The sequence below is a fragment of the Acidovorax sp. CCYZU-2555 genome (assembly GCF_018413525.1).
In the GTDB taxonomy this organism is placed as follows: Bacteria; Pseudomonadota; Gammaproteobacteria; order Burkholderiales; family Burkholderiaceae_C; genus Comamonas.
In genome coordinates this window covers 15,634-39,022 of record NZ_JAHCDD010000048.1, presented here as the reverse complement: position 1 = coordinate 39,022, position 23,389 = coordinate 15,634, and the positions used below count along the sequence as shown (strand labels likewise).

Sequence of the window (23,389 nt, the reverse complement as noted above, 5' to 3'; positions counted from 1 at the left end):
CTGCTCATAATGCCTGGGCCTTCAATATCTCAGTACGCAAAAAGAGCGTCCAGCGATGGACGCTCTTTTTTGTTGCCAAGCAGGTTGAACCAACCCCGGTCACAATGCATCAGACAAGGCCATTGGTCCAAGGAATTGCCATGCTGATAAGAACCGATAACGACGGCTTCAATCACCCCCGGAGCAGTGAAATCACGCCGCAGCCGGTCTATGAGGAGCGGCGCCGGTGGCTGCGCACCATGGCTGCCGGTGCGGCCGGGGGCACGCTCGCGGCCTGGGCCGGGCGCGATGCGCTGGCCGCGGTGCCGCGCCCGGGGAAGCTGGCGGCGCTGGCGGGCCAGGCCAGCCAGGTGGCCGGCGCCAACACCATGGAAACGCTCACGCCCTACGCCGATGCGTCGCAGTACAACAACTACTACGAGTTCGGCCTCGACAAGGCCGACCCCGCGCGCAACGCCCATACGCTCAAGACCACGCCCTGGAGCGTCAAGGTCGAAGGTCTGGTCGCCAAGCCCGGCACTTTCAGCCTGGAAGATCTGATCAAGCTCAGCCCGCAGGAAGAGCGCATCTACCGCCTGCGCTGCGTCGAAGGCTGGTCCATGGTCATTCCCTGGGTAGGCTACTCGCTGGCGCAGCTGCTGCGCCAGGTCCAGCCGCTGGGCAGCGCCAAATACGTGGAGTTCGTGACGCTCGCCGACCCGAAGACGATGCCGGGCCTGCGCGCCAACGTGCTCGACTGGCCGTACACCGAAGGCCTGCGGCTCGACGAGGCCATGCACCCGCTGACGCTGCTGGCGTTCGGCATGTATGGCGAAGTGCTGCCTGCGCAGAACGGCGCGCCGGTGCGCCTGGTCGTGCCCTGGAAGTACGGTTTCAAGAGCGCCAAGAGCATTGTCGCCATCCGCCTGACCGACAAGCAGCCGGGCACGGCCTGGAACAAGGCCGCGCGCAACGAATACGGCTTCTACTCCAACGTCAATCCCGATGTGCCGCATCCGCGCTGGAGCCAGGCCACGGAGCGGCGCATAGGTGAAGGCGGCCTGTTCACCAAGAAGCGCAAGACGCTGATGTTCAACGGCTACGGCGAGCAGGTCGGCCAGCTCTATGCGGGCATGGACCTGAAGCAGCAGTTTTGAACGCCCCGCAGATGCGCGCCGCACCCGCGCCCTGGAAGAAATGGTTCATGCACCCGGCGGCCAAGCCGCTGCTGTTCGTGCTGTGCCTGCTGCCTTTTGCCCAGCTGTTCGCCGGCGCGGTGCTCGATACGCTGGGCGCCAATCCCGCCGAGGCCTTGATACGCGCCACCGGCGACTGGACGCTGCGCTTTCTGTGCGTGACGCTTGCGGTCACGCCGGCGCGCATTGTGCTGGGCCTGCCCGCGCTGGCGCGCTTCAGGCGCATGCTGGGCCTGTTCGTGTATTTCTACGCGACGGCGCATCTGCTGTGCTATTCGGTGTTCGACCAGGGCCTCGATTTCGCGGAAATCTGGCGCGACATCGTCGAGCGGCCGTTCATTCTGGTCGGCATGCTGGCTTTCGCGCTGCTCACGGCCCTGGCCGCGACATCGCCGCACCGCGTGCTGCGCTGGATGGGCGCGCGCCGCTGGCAGTGGCTGCACCGCAGCGTCTATGCGGTGGCCGGCCTGGCCATCCTGCATTTCTTCTGGATGCGCGCGGGCAAGAACAACTTCAACGAGGTGTTCGTCTACGCGGCCATCATCGCGCTGCTGCTGGGCTGGCGTCTGCAGCGCGCGCTGCGAAAAAAAGGGCGTAGCCCCTGAGCAGCGCTGCTGAATACGAGGTATTTCTTTACCGCGATTTCAATGCCCAGGGCCTATGAAACTGGCGTGCCCCAGCAAGGGGGCAGCGAGGAAGGGCCGCCCCGCACCGAGGCTGCCGTCCCTGGCCGGGCGCCCCCCTCCACCGCAGGTTGAGAGGGGGAAGCCGCGAAGCGGCTCAGGGGGTGCTTTCATGCTAGCCGTTGACTGCGCGCAAGGGCGCGCGCGTGAGGCGCGTGATGGGGTCGATCACGGCATTCGACTGCTGGTAGGCGCGCTGGTCGAACAGGTCGATGCCGCAGGCCAGCGTCTCCAGCCAGTCGAAAAGTGCCTCGATCGCCGGCCGGCCCTGGATGGGCGCGCCGTGCTGGGGCACGATCATCGCGATGTCGAGCTGGCGCGCCATGTTGACCCATAGCCGAAGGATCTTGTTGGAGACCATGTAGCGCCGGTGAAAGCCTTCCATGTGCGCAATGTGCGGGCCCAGATCGGTCACGGGCACCGCGGCCTGGGCGCCGGTCACCATGGACGCGCCCAGATCCCCGGTGAACAGGATGCGGCTGACCGGGTCGTAGAAGTGGAAATTGCCTTCGGAATGCAGGAAGTGCGCTGGCAGCAGCACCAGCTCGTTGCGGCCCAGCGGCAGACGTCCGCCCGCGTCGGGCACGCCGATGATGCGCTCGTCGGTCTTGCCGACCTTGGCGAAATGCGGCACGAAGCGCTCCCAGACGCGTGAGATCACCAGCGAGGCCTTGGTGCTGCTCATCCAGCGGTCGAGCGAGGCAATGATGTCGGGGTCGGCATGCGAGGCGAGCACATACGACAGCTTGGCGGGCGCGAAGTGGCGCACCATGCCCATGAACAATTCGTTGAACGCGAGATTGCCGCCGGGGTCGATGATGGCGCCGGTGTCGCCGTCGACGATCAGGAACTGGTTGGCCTGCACGGCCTGGCCATCTTCCTCGATCAGATCGCAGAACATCAGGCAGGCGTGATGCTTGTCGCGGTACAACTCAATCGGCATGGCAGGGCGTTCCAGCGGAAAATCCCACTGTAGACGCTGCCGCCGCCAGCATTTTTGACCTGGATCAAGCAAGCCGGCAAAGGGGCTTTTTAATGGCTGTTGGCGGGCGGTGCCGGAGGCGCGGCCGGTGCGTCGTCGAACAGCGGCGCGCGCAGCGTTTCGGGCAATGTGGCGCGTTGCGCCGCCTCGGGTGCGGTGGGAAGATACAGGGGCCCGCGCTGGCCGCAAGCGCCCAGTGACGCCGCACACAGCGCAAGGGCAAAAGTCCTGACTAAAATTTGGGAAGCTCTCAACATGTGCGGATTGTAATGAACGACCTAGAATTTCTCGATTGCGCTGAAAAGCTGCTGCTGGCGGTGGAGCAGGGATGCGACCGCATCAATGACGAATCGGACGCCGATATCGATGCCCAGCGCGCGGGCGGCATGGTCACGCTGTCCTTTCCCAACCGCACCCAGATTGTGATCAATCTGCAAAGGCCTCTGCACGAAGTGTGGCTGGCGGCCAAGGCCGGCGGCTTTCATTTCCGCTACGACGCCGACCAGGCCTGCTGGCTCGACACCAAGGGTGAGGGCGAGTTCTTTGCCTGCCTGAGCCGCTATGCGTCGCAGCAATCGAATATGCCGCTGACTTTCAGCGCCTGAACCGGCTTGCGCCAGACATGAAAACGCCCCTCGCGAGGGGCGTTTTTCATGTGGGAGATGGATTTCAGTTTCTGAACAGATCCAGGATGCGATTGCGCTCTTCGGCCGCGGGCGGCGCCGAAGGGCTGCCTTCGGTCGCGCCTTCGGGCGCGCCCAGGGTGCTCACGCCCGCATTGCGCGCGAATTCCTCGTAGAACCACTCGCCGCCGACGTTGACCACGCCGGGCGGCACGGGCAGCTCGGCCACGGGAACGCCCTTGAGCGCGTGCTGCATGAAGTCGATCCAGATCGGCAGGCTCAGGCCGCCGCCGGTCTCGCGCGAGCCCAGGTTGCGCGGCGTGTCGTAGCCTATCCAGGTCACTGCCGCCAGCGTGGGCTGGAAGCCGCCGAACCAGGCGTCGACCGAGTCGTTGGTGGTGCCGGTCTTGCCGTACAGGTCGGGGCGCTTGAGCGTGGCCTGGGCGCGCGCCGCGGTGCCGACACGGGCCACGTCCTGCAGCATGCTGTTCATGATGAACGCATTGCGCGGCGGAATGGCTTCGGGCAGCTGTTCCAGCGGCTGGGGCTGGAACTCGGACAGCACGCGGCCCTTGTGGTCGGTGATGCGCGTGATCAGCCAGGGGTTGACGCGGCGCCCGCCATTGGCGAACACCGAGTAGCCCGCAGCCATCTGCATGGGCGTGACCGAGCCCGCGCCCAGCGCCATGGTCAGGTAGGGCGGGTGCTTGTCGGCGTCAAAACCGAAACGCGTGACCCATTCCTGGCCGTACTTCGGGCCCACTGCCTGCAGCAGGCGGATCGAGATCATGTTCTTCGACTTGTTCAGGCCGGTGCGCATGCTCATCGGACCGTCGTAGCGGCTGTCGTAGTTCTTCGGTTCCCAGGGCTGGCCGCCCGTGGTGCCGGCGCTGAAGAAGATGGGCGCGTCGTTGATCATCGTCGCCGGCGAGAAGCCCTTTTCGAGCGCGGCCGAGTAGATGAATGGCTTGAAGCTCGAACCGGGCTGGCGCCAGGCCTGGGTCACGTGGTTGAACTTGTTCTTGCCGAAGTCGAAACCGCCGACCAGCGCGCGGATGGCGCCGGTCTTGGGGTCGAGCGCGACGAATGCGCCTTCGACTTCGGGCAGCTGGGTGATTTCCCAGGTGTTCTTCGGCGTCTTGACCACGCGGATCACGGCGCCGGCGCGCAGCTTGGTGTTGGGCGGTGCCTTGTCGCTGAGGCCCGACTGGGCGGGCTTGAGGCCGTCGCCGGTGATCTCGAACTTCTCGCCGTCGGCACGGGTGGCGACGATCTTGCGCGGGTTCGCGTCGAGCACCACGGCCGACATCACGTTGCCGTTGTCGGGGTGGTTGGCGAGCACGTCGTCGATCGCATTCTCCTGCTCTTCGGGATCCTGGGGCAGGGTGATGAAGCGTTCGGGGCCGCGGTAGTGCTGGCGGCGCTCGTAATCCATGATGCCCTTGCGCAAGGCGGTATAGGCCGCCTCCTGTTCACCCGCGTTGAGCGTGGTGTAGACGTTGATGCCGCGCGTATAGGCCTCGGCACCGTACTGGGCGTAGATCAGCTGGCGCGCCATTTCGGCCACGTATTCGGCATGCACGCGGGTGTTGTTGCTGCCCGAACTGATCTTGAGCTGTTCCTGCTTGGCCTGTACGGCATCGGCGGAGGTGATGAAGCCGTTTTCCTCCATGCGCTCGATGATGTAGAGCTGACGGCTGCGCGCGCGCTTGGGGTTGCTGATCGGGTTGTAGGCCGAAGGGGCCTTGGGCAGGCCCGCGAGCATCGCGGCTTCGGCGATCGAGATCTGCTTGAGCGGCTTGCCGAAATAGGCTTCGGACGCGGCCGCGAAGCCATAGGCGCGGTTGCCCAGATAAATCTGGTTCATGTAGATCTCGAGGATCTGGTTCTTGGTCAGCAGATGCTCGAGCTTGAACGTCAGCAGTACTTCATAAATCTTGCGCGTGAATGTCTTTTCCGAAGAAAGATAAACGTTGCGTGCGACCTGCATGGTGATGGTGGACGCGCCCTGGCTCTTGCCGCCCGCGCCCAGATTGGCGAGCACGGCGCGCACAATGCCCTTGTAATCGACGCCGCCATGCTCGAAGAAGCGTGTGTCTTCAATTGCCAGCACCGCATCGGTCATGACCTTGGGAATTTCCTGGATAGGCGTCAGCGTGCGGCGTTCCTCGCCGAACTCGCCCAGCAGCGCGCCTTCTGCCGAATAGACGCGCAGCGGCAGCTTGGGGCGGTAGTCTGCGAGCTCGGAGACGTCGGGCAGGTTGGGATAGGCCATCGCCAGCGCCACGGCCACCGTCAGCAGCACACCCGCGGCGACAGCCACTGCCAGTCCGATCAGCCCGAACAGGACTTTGGTCAACCAGTGATAGGGGGTGCGGGGAGAAGACGCGCGGGACGGCGAGGACTTGTCGGTTTTTTCAGAAGTCGGCATGGCGCAGCATAAGGAGAGGAACAGGCATTATAAAAATCACTGCGATTCGGGGTTCCGCAGGAAGAAAATGCCATGAGGGAGAAATGCTTCAGCCGGAACCGGCGTGGACCAAGTGTCGACGAAGTGTGGATTCCTTCGCATGCAAACGTCTTATTTAGGCCACGTAAAGGCGATACAGTTGATACAACCATCGGGTTTCACTGGGCGCTTGCTGATAGCATCAACGCGAAATGTGAGACCTTGTTGCATTTCTTACAGGCTCGGGAGGGCACGTTGATCACAGTAGGTTCCCTGTTCAGTCGCCAGCCAGCCTCTTTGTTGGGTATTGACATCAGTTCCTCGAGCATCAAGCTGGTAGAGCTTGGCCGCGATGCGTCAGGGACGCTGGTGCTGGAGCGTTGCAACATCGAGCCACTGGAGCGCGGCTGGATTGCCGACGGCAATATTGAAAAATTCGATGACGTCGCCGAGGCCCTGCGCCGTCTGGTGAAGAAGAGCGGCACGCGCAGCAAGAACGTGGCCATGGCATTGCCGCCGTCGGCCGTGATCACCAAGCGCATTTCCCTGCCGGGCGAAATGAGCGAGCAGGAGCTCGAAGTCCAGGTCGAGGCCGAAGCCAATCAATACATCCCGTTTTCGCTCGACGAAGTGAGTCTCGACTTCTGCGTGATCGGCCCGACGGCGAATTCGCCCGGCGATGTCGACGTGCTGATCGCCGCCTCGCGCCGCGAGAAGGTTCAGGACCGCCAGGGTCTTGCCGAAGCCGCGGGTCTGACCCCGGTGATCGTCGATATCGAGTCCCATTGCGCGCGCCTGGCGGCGCGCCGGCTGATCGATAACCTGCCAAACAAAGGCCAGGATGCGATCGTCGCGCTGTTCGAAGTCGGCGCCCTGACCACCAGCATGCAGGTCTTGCGCAATGAAGAAGTGCTCTACGAGCGCGATCAGGCGTTTGGCGGCGCCCAGCTGACGCAGCTGATTGCGCGCCAGTACGGCTTTTCGCTCGAAGAAGCGGAATCCAAGAAGCGCAATGCGGAATTGCCCGAAGACTACCCGCAGGTCGTGCTCAAGCCGTTTGTCGAAAGCATGACGCAGGAAGTGGCTCGCGCCCTGCAGTTCTTTTTCACCAGCACGCCCTATAACCGCGTCGACCATATTCTGCTGGCCGGCGGCTCGGCGCCATTGCCGGGGCTGGTCGAGGCCATCACCCAGCACACCAACTTTGCCTGCAGTCTGGTGAACCCGTTCGACGGCATGCAGATCGGCAGCAATGTGCGGCTCAAGAAGATGGCGCGCGAGGCGCCGTCGTATCTGACCGCTTGCGGCCTGGCCCTGAGAAGGTTTCTCCAGTGATACTGATCAACCTACTTCCCCACCGCGAAGCGGCGCGCAAGCGCCGCAAGCAGATGTTCCAGACCACGATGCTGCTGTCGTTCGTGGGCGGGCTGTTGATCGCAGGCCTGATTTATTCGATGCTGCAGAGCATGATCGCCGAACAGCAGGCGAAGAACGGCGTGCTGCAATCGGAAATCAAGGTGCTCGAAAAGCAGATCGTGGAAATCGCCGGTCTCGAAAATGAGATCACCGCCCTGCGCGCGCGCCAGAAGGCGGTCGAAGATCTGCAATCGGACCGCAACCTGCCGGTCCACTTGCTGCATGAACTCGTGGCCCAGTTGCCCGATGGCGTCTTCATCACCAGCCTCAAGCAGGACGGCCAGGTGATCAGCATGCAAGGCATGGCGCAGTCCAATGAGCGGGTCTCGGAGATGCTGCGCAATCTGGCCGAGAACACGCCGTGGTTCTCCAAGCCCGAACTCACTGAAATCGTCGCGACCAATCTGTCCCTGACTCCCAAGGATCAGCGGCGCGTGGCTTCGTTCAACCTGCGTTTTCGTCTGATGCGCACCAGCGAAGCGCAAAAGGCAATGGATACCGTCCCGCCAGCCGCGGCCGGGAGATAAGCGATGGTCAAGAAAACCCGCAAGGGCCCGGATTTCGCCCGACTTCAAGCCGAGCTGCAAAGGCAGTTCAGCAACCTCCATCCCAACGACCCGTCGCAATGGCCTGTCGTGCCGCGCACGCTGCTGTGCATTGCGATCGCCGTCGGTGTGGCGGTGCTGCTGTGGTTCTTGCAGCTCAGCGACTACCGCGACGAACTGCGCGCGGAACAGGCTCGCGAAGAGACGCTGCGCCAGGACTACCGGACCAAGCTCACCAAGGCCGTGAACCTGGAAGCGCTCAAGCAGCAGCGTGAGCAGGTGCAGCAATACGTGATCCAGCTCGAGAAGCAGCTGCCCAGCAAGGCCGAAATGGCGGCGCTGCTGTCCGATATCAACCAGGCGGGCCTGGGTCGCAGCCTGCAGTTCGAGCTGTTCCGTCCCGGCCAGATGGTGGTCAAGGACTATTACGCCGAGCTGCCTATCGCGGTCAAGGTCACGGGCAGTTACCACGACATCGGCGCCTTCGCATCGGATATCGCCCACTTGTCGCGCATCGTGACGCTCAACAACATTGCAATCGCACCGGTCTCCAAGGACGCCAACGGCGCGTTGTCCATGGATGCAACGGCGCGCACTTTCCGCTACCTCGACGCGGACGAGATCGCAACGCAGAAGCAGGCGGCTGCGGGGAAGAAAAAATAATGCATCAACGACCGTTGATCCTGGCGCTGGGACTGTCCGTGGTATTTCTCGGCGCCTGCTCCAACACCGAGCAGGAAGAGCTGCAGCAATGGATGGCGCAGCAGCGCGCTCAGGCGCGGCCCCGCATCACGCCGATCGAAGAGCCCAAGAAATTTCAGCCGCAGACCTATACGGTCGACGGTGGCGTAGATCCTTTCGACTCCGGCAAGCTGACGCAGGCCCTGCGACGCGACGCCGCCCAGCAAGGCGGACAAGCCGGCCTGATGCAGTCGGAACTCAATCGCCGCAAGGAACCGCTGGAGGCCATGCCGCTGGACGCGATGACGATGGTCGGCAGCCTGCAAAAGCAGGGCCAGCCGACAGCCCTGGTCAAGGCGGACCGTCTGCTCTATCAGGTGCGGGTCGGGAATTACCTCGGCCAGAACTACGGAAAAATCATCCGGATCACGGAAAACTCCATCCAGCTGCGTGAAATCATCCAGGATGTCACGGGAGAGTGGATTGAGCGCAATACCGAACTGGTGTTGCAGGAGACACAGAAATGATGAAACACAATCAGGAAATTCTGGCGCAGCGCTTGCTGACGCAGTGCCGACACGCCGTGGTCTCGGCGGGACTGCTGCTTTCGTCTTCCGCATTTGCCCAGGGCGCGATCCAGTCGGTCGCGGGTTCGTTGCAGGACGGCAGCGAGGTGCTGCGCATCGAGCTGTCGGAGCCGCTCGCCAAACCTCCCACAGGCTTTGCCATCCAGTCCCCGGCGCGCATTGCGCTCGACTTCCCGGGCACGCAGAACGCGACAGGAAAGTCGCAGGTCGAACTCAACCAGGGCAACCTCAAGTCGGTCAATGTGGTCGAAGCCGGCGGACGTTCGCGCGTGGTGCTCAACCTCAAGACCGCGACTTCCTACAAGACCGACATTCAAGGGAACAGCCTGTTCGTCATTCTGGCGCCCGTGCCTTCGGCGGCGGTCGCCCAGGCCGTGGCCGAGCCGCGCGTGTTCACCGGCCGGCCGGCGAGCAGCGATGTCCAGCCCATCCGCGATGTCGATTTCCGCCGCGGCCCCGACAGCTCCGGGCGCATCGTGGTGGGCCTGGTCAACAACCAGGTGGCCGTCGATCTGCGCCAGGAAGGCAAGGCGCTGATCGTCGACTTCCTGCGCTCCTCGCTGCCCGAAGGCCTGCGCCGCAAGCTCGACGTGACCGATTTCGGCACGCCGGTGCAGACGATCACCACCACCGAAGCCGGCGGCCGCGTGCGCATGCGCATCGAACCCGCGGGCGACTGGGAGCACAGCGCTTACCAGAGCGACAACCAGTTTGTCATCGAAGTGCGCCAGAAAAAGGTCGATGCGTCCAAGCTGAGCCAGGGCCCGGGCTACACCGGGGAAAAGCTGTCGCTGAACTTCCAGAGCATCGAAGTGCGTTCGCTGCTGCAGGTCATCGCCGATTTCACCAATTTCAATATCGTGACCTCCGACACGGTCACGGGCTCGCTGACGCTGCGCCTCAAGGATGTGCCCTGGGACCAGGCGCTGCAGATCATCATGGATGCCAAGGGGCTGGGCATGCGCAAGTCGGGCTCGGTGCTGTGGATCGCGCCCAAGGACGAGATCGACGCGCGCACCAAGAAGGACTACGAAGCGGCGCTGGCCATTCAAAAGCTCGAGCCACTGCGCACCCAGGGTTTCCAGCTCAATTACGCCAAGGCGACGGACATGATCCGGCAGATCGCGAGCAGTCCCGGCGGCGGCGGCAGCAGCGGTTCGACCACGCGCTTTCTGTCGGAACGCGGCTCGGCGATTGCCGAACCGCGCACCAACCAGTTGTTCGTGACCGATACGGCGACCAAGCTTGAAGAGGTCAAGACCCTGCTCGCGACCCTGGACATTCCGGTGCGCCAGGTGCTGATCGAAGCGCGCATCGTCGAAGCCCGCGACACCTTTGGCCGCTCGCTGGGCGTGAAGCTCGGTGGCGGTGATCTGCGCTCGCAAAACGGCGGCACGGGCGGCTATTCGATCGGCGGTGGCAACCGCGTCGGCATAGGCACCAACTACGGCAATGCGACCGCGACGGGCGGCGCGGGCGGCACGGTCGATACGACGGGTACTTTCGTGAACCTGCCGGCTTCGCTGTCCAACGTGCAGTCGGCGGGAACGTTCGCGCTGTCGATCTTCAACTCGGCCGCCAACCGCTTTCTGACGCTGGAGCTTTCGGCGATGGAAGCCGATGGCAACGGCAAGGTGGTGTCCAGCCCGCGGCTGATTACCGCCGACCAGACCAAGGCCTTGATCGAGCAGGGTACGGAGTACCCCTATTCGGTCACCGCGCCCAATGGCGCGACCACGATCGCCTTCAAGAAGGCCGTGCTCAAGCTGGAAGTCACACCGCAGATCACGCCCGAAGGCAACATCATTCTGGATCTCGACGTCAACAAGGACAGCCGTGGCGAGACCACGAGCCAGGGCGTGGCGATCGACACCAAACATATCCAGACACAGGTGCTGGTCGAGAACGGCGGCACGGTGGTGATTGGCGGCATCTTCGAAATGGAAGAAACCAACAACGAGACCAAGGTGCCGCTGCTCGGCGATGTGCCGGTGTTGGGCAATCTGTTCAAGAGCCGCACGCGCGAGACGTCGAAGCGGGAAATGCTGGTCTTCATCACGCCCAAGATGCTGATGCAGAACAAGAGCGCGCGCTGATTTTTCCATTGAGAGACAAGCATGAAAATTTTTAACTGTGTAGTGGCGGTTGTGATGACCGCAGCCCTGGCGGCTTGCGGCGGGGGCGGCGGCAGTGGCGGTACGCCGGGTTTTGGCGGCAGCACGGGCGGCGGTAGCGTCACGCCCGCCACTTATGTGATGCAACTGCAACTGCAGACGAGCGCCGGCGTCGACATCGCCAGCAATTCCTTTGCGGCATCGGATTCGGTGAAGCTCGTGGCCACGCTCAAGACAGCGGCCGGTGCGGCCGTGCCCAATGAAGTCGTGACCTTTGCCGAAAGCGGCAGCGGATTGCTGCAGTTCACTCCCACGGTAGCCACGGCGCTGACGAATGCCAGCGGCCAGGCCGTGATCGAAGCCAAGGCCGGCGCGCTGGATGCATTGGGCGCAACCACCGTCAGCGCGACGGCAACCTTGGGCACAACGGCCTATGCCGCCTCGCGCAACATGGCGGTCACGGGCGCCGTGGTCGCGGGCGTGGACCCGCAGACGCTGGCCAAGGGCGTGAACTTTGTTTCCGCAGTTCCGGCCGACAAATCCATCGTGATTGCCGGCGCGGGCGGCAACGGCCGTTCCGAAACCGCCATCCTGCAATACAAGGTGGTCGATGGCTCGGGCGCTGCCGTTCCCGGCGTGCGCGTGACGTTCGAAGCGATCCCGGCCAATGTGGTGACGCTCAACAGCACCACCGGCACGACGGATGCCAGCGGCGTGGTTTCGGCCTCCGTGTCTTCCAAGATCTTGCCGACTTCGGTGGTCGTGAAGGCCACCGTGACCGGCTCGGCGCTGCTCACACAATCCGACACCCTGACCGTGACCACGGGCACGGCCGTGCCTGGCGCCTTCGATCTGTCGGCCACCAAGTTCGTGCTCAACCGCGATATTTCGGGTGACTCCAGCACCATTCGCGTGGCCGTCTCCGATGCCAATGGCAACCCGGTGGCCGATGGCTTCCCCGTGGTGGCAACGACCACCTATGGCCGTGTCGGAACGTCCGATCGCGGTGGCTGCACGACCGTCAACGGCCTGTGCAACATCGAATACCAGGTGCAGAACCCGCGCCCCCTGGACGGTGTGCGCATTCCCGTGGTTGTGACCGGTCAGGCGTATTCGGCGGCTGCGGGCACGGATGTGACCATTTCCGACACCATTTATTTCAATGCCACCAGCGTGAGCGAAGGCGGTCTGTACCGCGGCACCGAGCTGGTCACTTCCTTCGGCGCGCTGACGTTCGACTCCGGCTGCAAGGCGGTGTGGACGGGTAGCGTGGGCACGGCCAAGGGTTTCGCGCTGCCAGCGGGCAGCACGGTGACGATCGACTCGCTGTCTTCCGTGGTCGGTGCCAGCGTCACCCTGGGCTCGCCTGTGGTGGATTCGCTGAATGCCCGTGCGCCCGAACTGTCGTCGCCCAGCACGCGCACCGGTGTGGCACTGACGTTCACCTTGAACGAGGCCAGGACCGCAGGATCCACCAATCTGTTGGTCAATCTCAAGGCCGGCAACTTCGTGCAGCAGTTCCCGGTGACGCTGAACTACCCGGCCTGCACGCCGGCGACCTGAACCGGGTGATTTCCAGGGGGCCGCAAGTCGGCGCCCGCCACTTGCGCTAAGCTCGGCGGCGGCGACTTCCTCGGACTTTCAGATAAATCCGCCTTCGGGCGGATTTTTTTCATCCCATGTACACATTGATCGGCCTTCCGGGCAGCGGAAAAACCACCATCGGCAAGCAGCTTGCCCAGCTCTGGGGCATGGGCTTTGTCGACAGCGACCAGGTGATAGAGCAGCGCCTGGGCTGTACCATCGCGGCGTATTTCAGCGCGCATGGCGAGGCGGCTTTTCGCGATGTGGAGCAGCAGGTCATCGATGAGATCACGGCCGCGCCTTCCCAGCCCTTGCTGCTTTCCACGGGCGGCGGCGTGGTGCTGCGCGAGGCCAACCGCCTCCATCTGCGGTCGCGCTCGACGGTGTTCTACCTGCAGGCCGCGCCCGACGATATCGCGCGGCGCCTGCGCAACGACACCACGCGGCCGCTGCTCAAGGGCCAGGACCCGGGGCTGCGCCTGCGCGAGCTGATGCACCAGCGCCATGCACTCTATCTGGCCACGGCGCACTACACGATCAAGACCGCGCGGCTGTCCGTCACCCAGGTGGTGCGCAAGCTGGCCATGCAGGCCGAACTGGGTGAATACGATTTTCCCGCGCCGCACGGCGGCGAGATGGCCCCGCAGCGATAGATGTTCTGCGCCGCTGCATGCCGCTTGCGGCTACGATAGAACGCTTGGGGCGACGAGCCTCCGCCTTTGACCACGATACGCGCACTTGCGGTGCTTTTTGAGAACGGACGGAACACAATGGATCTGAGCGCAGTGGCAGGATGCCAGCACCAGGTGGATATTGATTTGGGCGAGCGCTCCTACCCGATTCTGATTGGCAGCGGCCTGCTGTCCGATCCTTCGGTCTATGCGGGCTTGCCGCGCGCGCGCACCGCGCTGATCGTGACCAACGAGACCGTCGCGCCGCTGTATGCCGCCCAGCTCCAGGCCGCGCTGGCGCCGCATTACCCCCAAGTGCATGTGGTGACGCTGCCCGACGGTGAAGAGCACAAGAACTGGCAGACGCTGAATCAGATTTTCGACACCTTGCTGGGCCAGGGCTGCGACCGCAAGACGGTGATGTTCGCGCTCGGCGGCGGCGTCATCGGCGACATGACAGGTTTCGCCGCTGCCTGCTACATGCGCGGCGTGCCTTTCGTGCAGGTGCCGACCACGCTGCTGTCGCAGGTCGACTCGTCGGTCGGCGGCAAGACGGCCATCAACCACCCGCTGGGCAAGAACATGATCGGCGCGTTCTACCAGCCGCAGCTCGTGGTCTGCGACCTCGACACGCTGGCCACGCTGCCGCCGCGCGAACTCGCGGCCGGTCTGGCTGAAGTGATCAAATACGGCCCGATCGCCGACATGGAATTCATGGCCTGGCTCGAAGACAACCTCGACGCGCTGCTGGTCGGCGACAAGGCGGCGCTTGCGCATGCGGTCAAGCGCAGCGTGGAGATCAAGGCCTGGGTCGTGAGCCAGGACGAGCGCGAAGGCGGGCTGCGCGCGGTGCTCAACTTCGGTCATACCTTCGGCCACGCGATGGAAGCCGGCATGGGCTATGGCGTCTGGCTGCACGGCGAAGGCGTGGCCGCGGGCATGGTCATGGCCGCGCGCCTGTCGCGCCGCCTGGGTCTGGTCGACGAAGAGTTCGTGCAGCGCCTGGTGCGACTGATCGCGCGCGCCGGCCTGCCCACGCGCGGCGCGATCATCGCCAGCCGCGACAATGCGGGCCACTATCTGCAGCACATGCGCGTCGACAAGAAAGCCGAAGGCGGTGAAATCCGCTTCGTGCTGATCGCCGAGCCGGGCAAGGCGCTGGTGCGTGCGGCGCCCGACAAACTGGTGCGTGAAGTGATAGACGCCTGCTGCCTCTGATCGAAAGCGCATCGATGGACGCGTATTCAGGAGGGCAGGGGCCGGCCGGTCTGGCCCGCTGGGCGTGCAATCCCGCGCAGACGCGCGGGCGGCTGCATGCCGAGGCCGCCGCGCCCACGCGCTCCGATCACCAGCGCGACCGCGACCGCATCGTGCACTCGTCGGCGTTTCGCCGGCTGGTCTACAAGACCCAGGTGTTCCTGAACCATGAAGGCGATCTGTTTCGCACGCGGCTCACGCATTCGCTCGAAGTGGCGCAACTGGGCCGCTCCATCGCGCGCTCGCTGCGGCTCAACGAAGATCTGGTCGAAGCCATCTGTCTGGCGCACGACCTGGGCCATACGCCGTTCGGCCATGCGGGCCAGGATGCGCTCAACGAATGCATGCGCGAATGGGGCGGTTTCGAGCACAACCTGCAAAGCCTGCGCGTGGTCGACCGGCTCGAGGAGCGTTACCCCGGCTTCGACGGCCTGAACCTGACCTTCGAGACGCGCGAAGGCATTCTCAAGCACTGCTCGCGCGCGAACGCCGAGCGCATAGAGCAGCGCGAGCCCGGCGGCATCGCCCAGCGCTTTCTGCGCGGCGAGCAGCCTTCGCTCGAAGCCCAGCTGTGCAACCTCGCCGACGAAATCGCCTACAACGCCCACGATGTAGACGACGGCGTGCGCTCGGGCCTGATCAGCATGGAGCAGCTGCTGGCCATACCGCTGTTCGCGCGCTACCACGCGCTGACGCTGGCGCAGTACCCGGCAATAGAAGCGCAGCCGCATGGCGCGCGCCGGCTGCTCTACGAAACGATACGCCGCATGCTCAGCGACCAGGTCTATGACGTGGTCGCCGAAACCCAGGCGCGGCTGGCGCGAGCCGAGCCCGCCGATGCGCACGGCGTGCGCCTGGCGCCGCCGCTGGTCGCCTTCAGCGCAGAGATGCGTGCCGAATCGACGGCGCTCAAGCGCTTTCTGTTCCAGAACCTCTACCGCCACCCGCAGGTGATGCAGACCACCGACCTCGCCCAGGTCGTGGTGCGCGAGCTGTTCGCGATCTACCTGGTGCGCCCGCAGGAAATGAAGCCGCGCTATGCCGAGCGCGCCGAGACCGCGGCCGATCCGGTCGCGCTGGCGCGCGTGGTCTGCGACTTCATTGCGGGCATGACCGACCGTTACGCGGCGCGCGAACACGCCAAGCTCACCGGCACGCAGTTGCTGGCCTGAAGCCTGCAGACGCGCGATTGCCCGTCGGCCAGCGCCCGCGGGCCGGGATCGCTACAATTGCCGACCCCCACCAACGCTTAGCGCATGGCCGCGCTGCCCACAATGCGCGCAGCCCTGGCGCACGCGTGCACGACAAGGCTTTCCCATGACCGAATTTTCCTCTGCGCCTGATCTGCAGGCCTATCCCACTGACCTGGTCATCGAAGACACCCGGCGCTGGCTCGAAAAGGCGGTCATAGGACTGAACCTGTGCCCGTTCGCCAAGGGCGTGCATGTGAAGGACCAGATCCATTACGTGGTCAGCGAAGCCACGGACGTGCGCGGCGTGGCCGAGCAGCTGCAGGTCGAGCTTGAAGCACTGGCCGAAATCTCGCCCGAAAAGCGCGACACCACCTTGCTGATCGTGCCGCATGCACTGCAGGACTTCCTCGATTTCAACGATTTCCTGGAACTCGCCGACGAACTGGTCGAAGCCATGGACCTGGGCGGCATTTTGCAGGTCGCATCGTTCCACCCGCAGTTCCAGTTCGAAGGCACGGAAGTCGACGACGTGACCAACTGCACGAATCGCGCGCCTTACGCCATCTTGCACCTGCTGCGCGAAGACAGCATCGACAAGGCCGTGGAAGCGTTTCCCGAAGCCGAAGCGATCTACGAGAACAACATGCAGACGCTGGAAAAGCTGGGCATCGTCGGCTGGCTCGACCTGGGCGTGGGCGCACGCTGCCCCGTGACGGGCCAGGTGGCCGCAGCCAAGGAAGCCGTATAAATGGCGCGTCCGGACAAACAGAACGCGAAGAAGCCGCCGCAGGACCCGGCCCAGCAGCTGGAGCTGCGCCCCGGCCAGTCGATCGAGCTGCTCAAGGCGCTGCACATTCTCACGCGCGAAGGCAAGATCAATCTCGACTCGCGCCGCAAGCTCAAGCAGGTCTATCACCTCTATCAGTTCATCGAGCCGCTGCTCAAGGAGCTGTCGGCCGATGACCATGCGGTGACTTTGGCCGACCACGGCGCGGGCAAGTCGTATCTGGGCTTCATTCTTTACGACCTGTTCTTCAAGCAACTGGGCCGGGGCGAGATCTACGGCATCGAAACGCGCGCGCCGCTGGTCGAAGCTTCGCAGGCGCTGGCCGCGCAGCTGGGCTTTGATCGCATGCGCTTCCTGAACATGTCGGTCGCCGAATCGGCACGCCTGGAATCGATGCCCGAGCGCTTCGATGTGGTGACCGCACTCCATGCCTGCGACACCGCGACCGACGACGCGATCGCGTTCGGCCTCGAGAAGAAGGCCAAGGCCATGGTGATCGTGCCCTGCTGCCAGGCCGAAGTCGCTGCCTGCCTGCGCGAAACCAAGGCGCTGAGCCTCACGCGCACGCCGCTGGCCGAACTCTGGCGCCACCCCATCCACACGCGTGAAATGGGCAGCCAGATCACCAACGTGCTGCGCTGCCTGTTCCTCGAAGCTTCGGGCTATCAGGTCACGGTGACCGAACTCGTGGGCTGGGAGCACAGCATGAAGAACGAACTGATCGTCGCGCGCTTCACGGGCAACCGCAAGCGCAGCGCGGCCGAGCGCCTGCAGCTGCTGCTCAAGGAATTCGGACTCGACAGCCTGAGCGAGACGCGGTTTCGGTTGCCGTCCGTGGCGCAGGGCTGAACCTGTTGTCATAAAACGAATAGCTGATGGCCGTTCGCCCTGAGCTTGTCGAAGGGCGTCTCCTGCCTAGAGAAGCGCGCCCATTCATCCTTCGACAGGCTCAGGACGAACGGGATTTTTAGACTCATGCGCCATCCGCCCAGGCGCGTAAGAAATACGAATCACCATGGCCCGTCTCCCCCGCCTGACCCTCGCGTCCCTGCCGCACCACATCATTCAGCGCGGCAACAACGGCGCGGAGATCTTTGTCGACACCGCCGACTGCAACCACATGCTGGACCTGCTGCGCGAGATGGCCAGGCGCTTCGCCGTGGACATCCATGCCTATGTGCTGCTGCCCGACCAGTTCCAGCTGCTGGTGACGCCCGAGACCGACACCGCTTTGCCGCAGTTCATGCAGTCGGTGGGGCGCAGCTATGTGCGCTACTTCAACAACCGCCATGGCCGCAGCGGCACGCTGTGGAACGGGCGCTACCGCGCCAATGTGGTCGATCCGGCCCAATACCTGCTGGCGAGCATGGTCGCGCTCGACTGGAGCCCGGTGCGCGCGGGCCTGGCGCGCGAGCCCGCCGACTACGCCTGGTCGAGCTACGCCCATAACGCGGGCCTGCGCTACACCACGCTGGTCCATCCGCATCCTTCGTTCTGGGCGCTGGGCAATACACCCTTTGCGCGCGAAGCGGGCTACAAGGCCGCGGTCGACGAAGGCATTTCGGCCGAGAAACTGGAGAACATAGAGCAGGCCGCGCTGCGTGGCTGGGCCCTGGGTTCACCGCAATTCGTTGCCGACCTGCAGAACCGCACGCAGCGGCGTGTGGTGCGCCAGCGCGCGGGCCGGCCGCCCAAAATTCCGGTCGATCTCGCATCCTGAAGCTTCAAATGCCGGCCGGGCTTGTCCATTCTGGATTTTTTGCTCCCGAATTTGATGTGTCCCTAATTTATTATCCGAATAAATTCATCGGGTAATAATTGAATCTGACCCTAATTATATTTTCTTGCATAGGTTAATGCGTTGTCGTAATCTCGGGCTCCCTGCGAAAATAACTGAGGATTCCGCCATGACTACGGCTGCCGAGATCACCCATCTCCAAGAACACGGTCTGTATTCCAAGAGCAATGAGCACGACGCGTGCGGCTTGGGATTTGTCGCCCACATCAAAGGTGAGAAGCGCCACGACATCGTGACCGGTGCGCTCAAGATCCTCGAGAACATCGACCACCGTGGTGCGGTCGGTGCCGACAAGCTCATGGGCGACGGCGCGGGCATCCTGATCCAGCTGCCCGACCAGCTGTACCGTGAAGAAATGGCGCTGCAGGGCGTGGTGCTGCCGCCCGCGGGCGAGTACGGCGTGGGCATGATCTTCCTGCCCAAGGAACACGCTTCGCGCCTGGCCTGCGAGCAGGAGATGGAACGCGCGATCAAGGCCGAAGGCCAGGTGCTGCTCGGCTGGCGCGATGTGCCCGTGAACCTCGACATGCCCATGTCGCCCACGGTGCGCGCCAAGGAACCCGTGCTGCGCCAGGTGTTCATCGGCCGCGGCAACGACGTCATCGTGCAGGACGCGCTCGAGCGCAAGCTGTATGTGATCCGCAAGACCGCCAGCGCCGCCATCCAGGGCCTCAAGCTCAAGCACAGCAAGGAATACTACGTTCCCAGCATGAGCAGCCGCACCGTGGTCTACAAGGGCCTGCTGCTGGCCGACCAGGTGGGCGTGTACTTCAAGGACCTCGAAGACGAACGCTGCGTCTCGGCCATCGGCCTGGTGCACCAGCGCTTCTCGACCAACACTTTCCCCGAATGGCCGCTGGCCCACCCCTATCGCTACGTGGCGCACAACGGTGAAATCAACACCGTCAAGGGCAACTACAACTGGATGCGCGCGCGCGAAGGCGTGATGGCTTCGCCCGTGCTGGCCGAAGACCTGAAGAAGCTCTATCCCATCAGCTTTGCCGACCAGTCCGACACCGCGACGTTCGACAACTGTCTCGAGCTGCTGACCATGGCCGGCTACCCCATCAGCCAGGCCGTGATGATGATGATTCCCGAACCCTGGGAACAGCACGAGTCCATGGACGAGCGTCGCCGCGCGTTCTATGAATACCACGCCGCGATGATGGAACCCTGGGACGGCCCGGCTTCGATCGTGTTCACCGACGGCCGCCAGATCGGCGCCACGCTGGACCGCAACGGCCTGCGTCCTTCGCGTTACGTGATCACCGATGACGACCTGGTCATCCTGGCTTCCGAAGTGGGCGTGCTGCCCGTGCCCGACAGCAAGATCATCCGCAAGTGGCGTCTGCAGCCCGGCAAGATGCTGCTGATCGACCTGGAGCAAGGCCGTCTGATCGAAGACGAAGAGCTCAAGGCCAACATCGTCAACACCAAGCCCTACAAGCAGTGGATCGAGAACCTGCGCATCAAGCTCGACAACGTCGGCGGCCAGGGCAAGGCGCTGCCGCCCGTCGCCACGCTGCCGCTGCTCGAGCGCCAGCAGGCCTTCGGCTTCACCCAGGAAGACATCAAGTTCCTGCTGGCCCCCATGGCCGCCAAGGGCGAAGAGGGCGTGGGCTCCATGGGCAACGACAGCCCGCTGGCCGTGCTGTCGGACCGCAACAAGCCGCTGTACAACTATTTCCGCCAGATGTTCGCCCAGGTGACGAACCCGCCCATCGACCCGATCCGTGAAGCGATCGTGATGTCGCTGGTGTCGTTCATCGGCCCCAAGCCCAACCTGCTGGACATCAACCAGGTCAACCCGCCCATGCGCCTCGAAGTGCAGCAGCCGGTGCTCGACTTCGAAGCCATGGACAAGCTGCGCAACATCGAGCAGCACACCCAGGGCAAGTTCAAGAGCGAGACCATCGACATCACCTACCCGCTGTCGTGGGGCAAGCAGGGCGTGGAAGCCAAGCTGGCTTCGCTGTGCGCCCAGGCCGTCGACGCCATCCGTGGCGGTGCCAACATCCTGATCATCAGCGACCGTGCGATGTCGGCGACCCAGGTCGCTATCCCCGCGCTGCTGGCGCTGTCGGCCATCCACCAGCACCTGGTGCGTGAAGGCCTGCGCACCACCGCCGGTCTGGTCGTCGAAACCGGCACGGCGCGCGAAATCCACCATTTCGCGGTGCTCGCCGGCTACGGCGCCGAAGCCGTCCATCCCTACCTGGCGATGGAAACCCTGCTGCACATGGGCAAGGACCTGCCGGACGACCTGTCGGGCGAGAAGGCGGTCTACAACTACGTCAAGGCGATCGGCAAGGGCCTGTCGAAGATCATGTCCAAGATGGGCGTGAGCACCTACATGAGCTACTGCGGCGCGCAGCTGTTCGAGGCCATAGGCCTGAGCACCGACACCGTCGAAAAGTACTTCACGGGCACGGCCAGCCGCATCGAAGGCATCGGTGTCTTCGAGATCGCCGAGGAAACCATCCGCAACCACCTGGCCGCGTTCAGCGACGACCCGGTGCTCGAGACAATGCTCGAAGCCGGCGGCGAATACGCCTGGCGTGCGCGCGGTGAGGAACACATGTGGACGCCCGACGTGATTGCCAAGCTGCAGCACGCCACGCGCTCCAACAACTTCAGCACCTTCAAGGAATACGCCCAGCTGGTCAACGACCAGAGCCAGCGCCACATGACGCTGCGCGGCCTGTTCGAGTTCAAGGGCGACCCGGCGCAAGCCATCGCGCTCGACGAAGTCGAATCCGCAGCAGACATCGTCAAGCGTTTCGCGACCGGCGCCATGTCGCTGGGCTCGATCTCGACCGAAGCCCATGCGACGCTGGCCGTGGCCATGAACCGCATCGGCGGCAAGAGCAACACCGGCGAAGGCGGCGAAGATCCCAAGCGCTATCGCAACGAACTCAAGGGCATCCCGATCAAGCAGGGCGAGACCCTGGGTTCGGTGATCGGCGCCGACCAGGTCGAAGTCGACGTTCCGTTGCAAGACGGTGACTCGCTGCGCTCGAAGATCAAGCAGGTGGCATCGGGCCGCTTCGGTGTCACCGCCGAGTACCTGTCGTCCTCCGACCAGATCCAGATCAAGATGGCCCAGGGCGCCAAGCCCGGTGAAGGCGGCCAGCTGCCTGGCGGCAAGGTCACCGACTACATCGGCCGCATGCGCCACTCGGTGCCGGGCGTGGGTCTGATCTCGCCCCCACCGCACCACGACATCTATTCGATCGAAGATCTGGCACAGCTGATCCACGATCTGAAGAACGTCGCCCCGCATGCCGACATCTCGGTCAAGCTGGTGTCCGAAATCGGCGTCGGCACGATTGCCGCAGGCGTCACCAAGTGCAAGAGCGACCACATCGTGATCGCCGGCCATGACGGCGGCACCGGCGCTTCGCCGCTGTCGTCGATCAAGCACGCGGGCGGTCCCTGGGAAATCGGCCTGGCCGAAACCCAGCAGACCCTGGTGCTCAACCGCCTGCGCGGTCGCGTTCGCGTCCAGGCCGACGGCCAGATGAAGACCGGCCGTGACGTGGTCATCGGCGCGCTGCTGGGCGCCGACGAGTTCGGCTTCGCCACCGCTCCGCTGGTGGTCGAAGGCTGCATCATGATGCGCAAGTGCCATCTGAACACCTGCCCCGTGGGCGTGGCCACGCAGGATCCCGTGCTGCGCAAGCAGTTCTCCGGCAAGCCCGAGCATGTCGTGAACTACTTCTTCTTCGTCGCCGAGGAAGTGCGCCAGATCATGGCCCAGCTGGGCATTCGCAAGTTCAACGACCTGATCGGTCGCTCCGACCTGCTCGACACCCGCAAGGGCCTGGAGCACTGGAAGGCCCAGGGCCTGGACTTCAGCCGCCTGTTCGCCCAGCCCATCGTGCCTGCGGACGTGCCGCGTTTCCATGTCGACACCCAGGACCACCTGCTGGACAAGGCACTGGACGTCAAGCTGATCGAGCGCTGCAAGCCCGCGATCGAGAACGGCGAGCCCGTGCGCATCATGGAAGTCGCGCGCAACGTGAACCGTTCTGTCGGCGCGATGCTGTCGGGCGCCGTGACGCGCTCGCATCCCGAAGGCCTGCCGGATGACACCATCCGCATCCACTTCGAAGGCACGGGCGGTCAATCGTTCGGCGCCTTCCTGTGCAAGGGCATCACGCTCAACGTCACCGGCGACGCCAACGACTACACCGGCAAGGGCCTGTCGGGCGGCCGCATCATCGTGCGCCCCAGCCACGCCTTCCGCGGTGCTTCGGTGTCCAACACCATCGTCGGCAACACCGTGATGTTCGGTGCGACCAGCGGCGAAGCTTTCTTCAGCGGCGTGGCCGGTGAACGTTTCGCGGTGCGCCTGTCGGGTGCCACGGCGGTGGTCGAAGGCACAGGCGACCATGGTTGCGAATACATGACCGGCGGCACCGTGGTGGTGCTGGGCAAGACCGGCCGCAACTTCGCGGCCGGCATGAGCGGCGGCGTGGCCTACGTCTATGACGAAGACGGCCAGTTCGCCAAGCGCTGCAACACCGCGTCGGTGACGCTGGAAAAAGTGCTGCCGCACAACGAATTCGCGAGCACCGTGAGCCCTGCCATCTGGCACCGTGGCGAGAGCGACGAACAGCAGCTGCGTGCGCTGGTCGAAGCCCACAGCCGCTGGACCGGTTCCAAGCGTGCGCGCGAGCTGCTCGACAACTGGGCCGCGGCCCGTGTCAAGTTCGTCAAGGTGTTCCCGTCCGAATACCAGCGTGCCCTGTCTGAAATCCATGAACGAAAAGCGAAGGAAGCCATTGCTGCGAAAGCAGAACTAGCTACTGAATCCGAGCCAGTCGTGGCCCTCTGAGCCC

General features: G+C 64.0%; 19 protein-coding genes. 16 read left to right on the top strand and 3 right to left on the bottom strand.

The annotated features are described in order from the left end of the window. The first annotated feature begins 140 nt into the window (after positions 1-140). Entirely contained in the window at positions 141-1,136 is a 996-nt protein-coding gene (gene msrP, locus KHY18_RS17030; RefSeq protein WP_213302417.1) for a protein-methionine-sulfoxide reductase catalytic subunit MsrP, read from the top strand. Positions 1,137-1,147: 11 nt separating this feature from the next. Then, complete coding sequence (msrQ, locus tag KHY18_RS17025; RefSeq protein WP_213302436.1) at positions 1,148-1,780, top strand: protein-methionine-sulfoxide reductase heme-binding subunit MsrQ; 633 nt, start codon at positions 1,148-1,150, stop codon at positions 1,778-1,780. 193 nt (positions 1,781-1,973) lie between these two features. Here the strand turns inward: msrQ and KHY18_RS17020 are convergent, their stop codons facing one another. Both KHY18_RS17020 and lptM read right to left on the bottom strand, forming a co-directional pair. Then, a complete protein-coding gene (locus KHY18_RS17020; RefSeq protein ID WP_213302414.1) occupies positions 1,974-2,801 on the bottom strand; it encodes an oxygen-binding di-iron domain-containing protein in 828 nt (275 codons plus the stop codon). Positions 2,802-2,890: 89 nt separating this feature from the next. Further along, positions 2,891-3,097, bottom strand: coding sequence for an LPS translocon maturation chaperone LptM (gene lptM / locus KHY18_RS17015; protein WP_213302412.1), 207 nt, complete (start codon positions 3,095-3,097; stop codon positions 2,891-2,893). 12 nt (positions 3,098-3,109) lie between these two features. On the opposite strand from lptM, the gene cyaY reads away from it, so the two are divergent. Continuing rightward, positions 3,110-3,445 carry an iron donor protein CyaY gene (gene cyaY / locus KHY18_RS17010; protein ID WP_213302410.1) on the top strand — a complete coding sequence of 112 codons (336 nt, stop codon included), beginning with the start codon at positions 3,110-3,112 and terminating at the stop codon, positions 3,443-3,445. A 64-nt stretch (positions 3,446-3,509) separates the two neighbouring features. On the opposite strand, the gene KHY18_RS17005 is transcribed toward cyaY, so the two are convergent. Continuing rightward, positions 3,510-5,894 carry a penicillin-binding protein 1A gene (locus KHY18_RS17005; protein ID WP_213302408.1) on the bottom strand — a complete coding sequence of 795 codons (2,385 nt, stop codon included), beginning with the start codon at positions 5,892-5,894 and terminating at the stop codon, positions 3,510-3,512. Between the two features lie 273 nt (positions 5,895-6,167). On the opposite strand from KHY18_RS17005, the gene KHY18_RS17000 reads away from it, so the two are divergent. From KHY18_RS17000 to KHY18_RS16940, 13 genes are all read left to right on the top strand, one after another. Continuing rightward, on the top strand, positions 6,168-7,247 hold the full coding sequence (locus tag KHY18_RS17000; protein ID WP_213302434.1) for a pilus assembly protein PilM: 1,080 nt from the start codon (positions 6,168-6,170) through the stop codon (positions 7,245-7,247). Beyond that, positions 7,244-7,855: a PilN domain-containing protein gene (locus tag KHY18_RS16995; RefSeq protein ID WP_213302406.1), complete on the top strand. Its 612-nt coding sequence runs from the start codon at positions 7,244-7,246 to the stop codon at positions 7,853-7,855. The genes KHY18_RS17000 and KHY18_RS16995 overlap by 4 nt, the downstream gene beginning before the upstream one ends. Positions 7,856-7,858: 3 nt before the next feature. After that, on the top strand, positions 7,859-8,536 hold the full coding sequence (locus tag KHY18_RS16990) for a type IV pilus inner membrane component PilO (RefSeq protein WP_213302404.1): 678 nt from the start codon (positions 7,859-7,861) through the stop codon (positions 8,534-8,536). Continuing rightward, a complete protein-coding gene (locus KHY18_RS16985) occupies positions 8,536-9,081 on the top strand; it encodes a pilus assembly protein PilP (RefSeq protein ID WP_213302402.1) in 546 nt (181 codons plus the stop codon). The genes KHY18_RS16990 and KHY18_RS16985 overlap by 1 nt, the downstream gene beginning before the upstream one ends. Further along, positions 9,081-11,237, top strand: coding sequence for a type IV pilus secretin PilQ (locus KHY18_RS16980; protein WP_502769100.1), 2,157 nt, complete (start codon positions 9,081-9,083; stop codon positions 11,235-11,237). The genes KHY18_RS16985 and KHY18_RS16980 overlap by 1 nt, the downstream gene beginning before the upstream one ends. Positions 11,238-11,291: 54 nt before the next feature. Further along, positions 11,292-12,818, top strand: coding sequence for a hypothetical protein (locus KHY18_RS16975; RefSeq protein ID WP_213302397.1), 1,527 nt, complete (start codon positions 11,292-11,294; stop codon positions 12,816-12,818). A 116-nt stretch (positions 12,819-12,934) separates the two neighbouring features. Continuing rightward, positions 12,935-13,492, top strand: a complete 558-nt coding sequence (locus tag KHY18_RS16970; protein WP_213302394.1) for a shikimate kinase — start codon at positions 12,935-12,937, stop codon at positions 13,490-13,492. 117 nt (positions 13,493-13,609) lie between these two features. After that, positions 13,610-14,728 (top strand): 3-dehydroquinate synthase, encoded by a 1,119-nt coding sequence (gene aroB, locus KHY18_RS16965; protein WP_213302391.1) that lies wholly within the window; start codon positions 13,610-13,612, stop codon positions 14,726-14,728. 14 nt (positions 14,729-14,742) lie between these two features. Beyond that, positions 14,743-15,939 carry a deoxyguanosinetriphosphate triphosphohydrolase gene (locus KHY18_RS16960; protein ID WP_213302388.1) on the top strand — a complete coding sequence of 399 codons (1,197 nt, stop codon included), beginning with the start codon at positions 14,743-14,745 and terminating at the stop codon, positions 15,937-15,939. A gap of 145 nt (positions 15,940-16,084) precedes the next feature. Beyond that, positions 16,085-16,708: a DUF1415 domain-containing protein gene (locus tag KHY18_RS16955; protein ID WP_213302385.1), complete on the top strand. Its 624-nt coding sequence runs from the start codon at positions 16,085-16,087 to the stop codon at positions 16,706-16,708. Beyond that, complete coding sequence (locus tag KHY18_RS16950; RefSeq protein WP_213302382.1) at positions 16,709-17,596, top strand: class I SAM-dependent methyltransferase; 888 nt, start codon at positions 16,709-16,711, stop codon at positions 17,594-17,596. A gap of 166 nt (positions 17,597-17,762) precedes the next feature. Then, positions 17,763-18,467: a transposase gene (locus KHY18_RS16945; protein WP_213302379.1), complete on the top strand. Its 705-nt coding sequence runs from the start codon at positions 17,763-17,765 to the stop codon at positions 18,465-18,467. 187 nt (positions 18,468-18,654) lie between these two features. After that, positions 18,655-23,385 carry a glutamate synthase-related protein gene (locus KHY18_RS16940; RefSeq protein WP_213302376.1) on the top strand — a complete coding sequence of 1,577 codons (4,731 nt, stop codon included), beginning with the start codon at positions 18,655-18,657 and terminating at the stop codon, positions 23,383-23,385. Positions 23,386-23,389 lie beyond the last annotated feature (4 nt).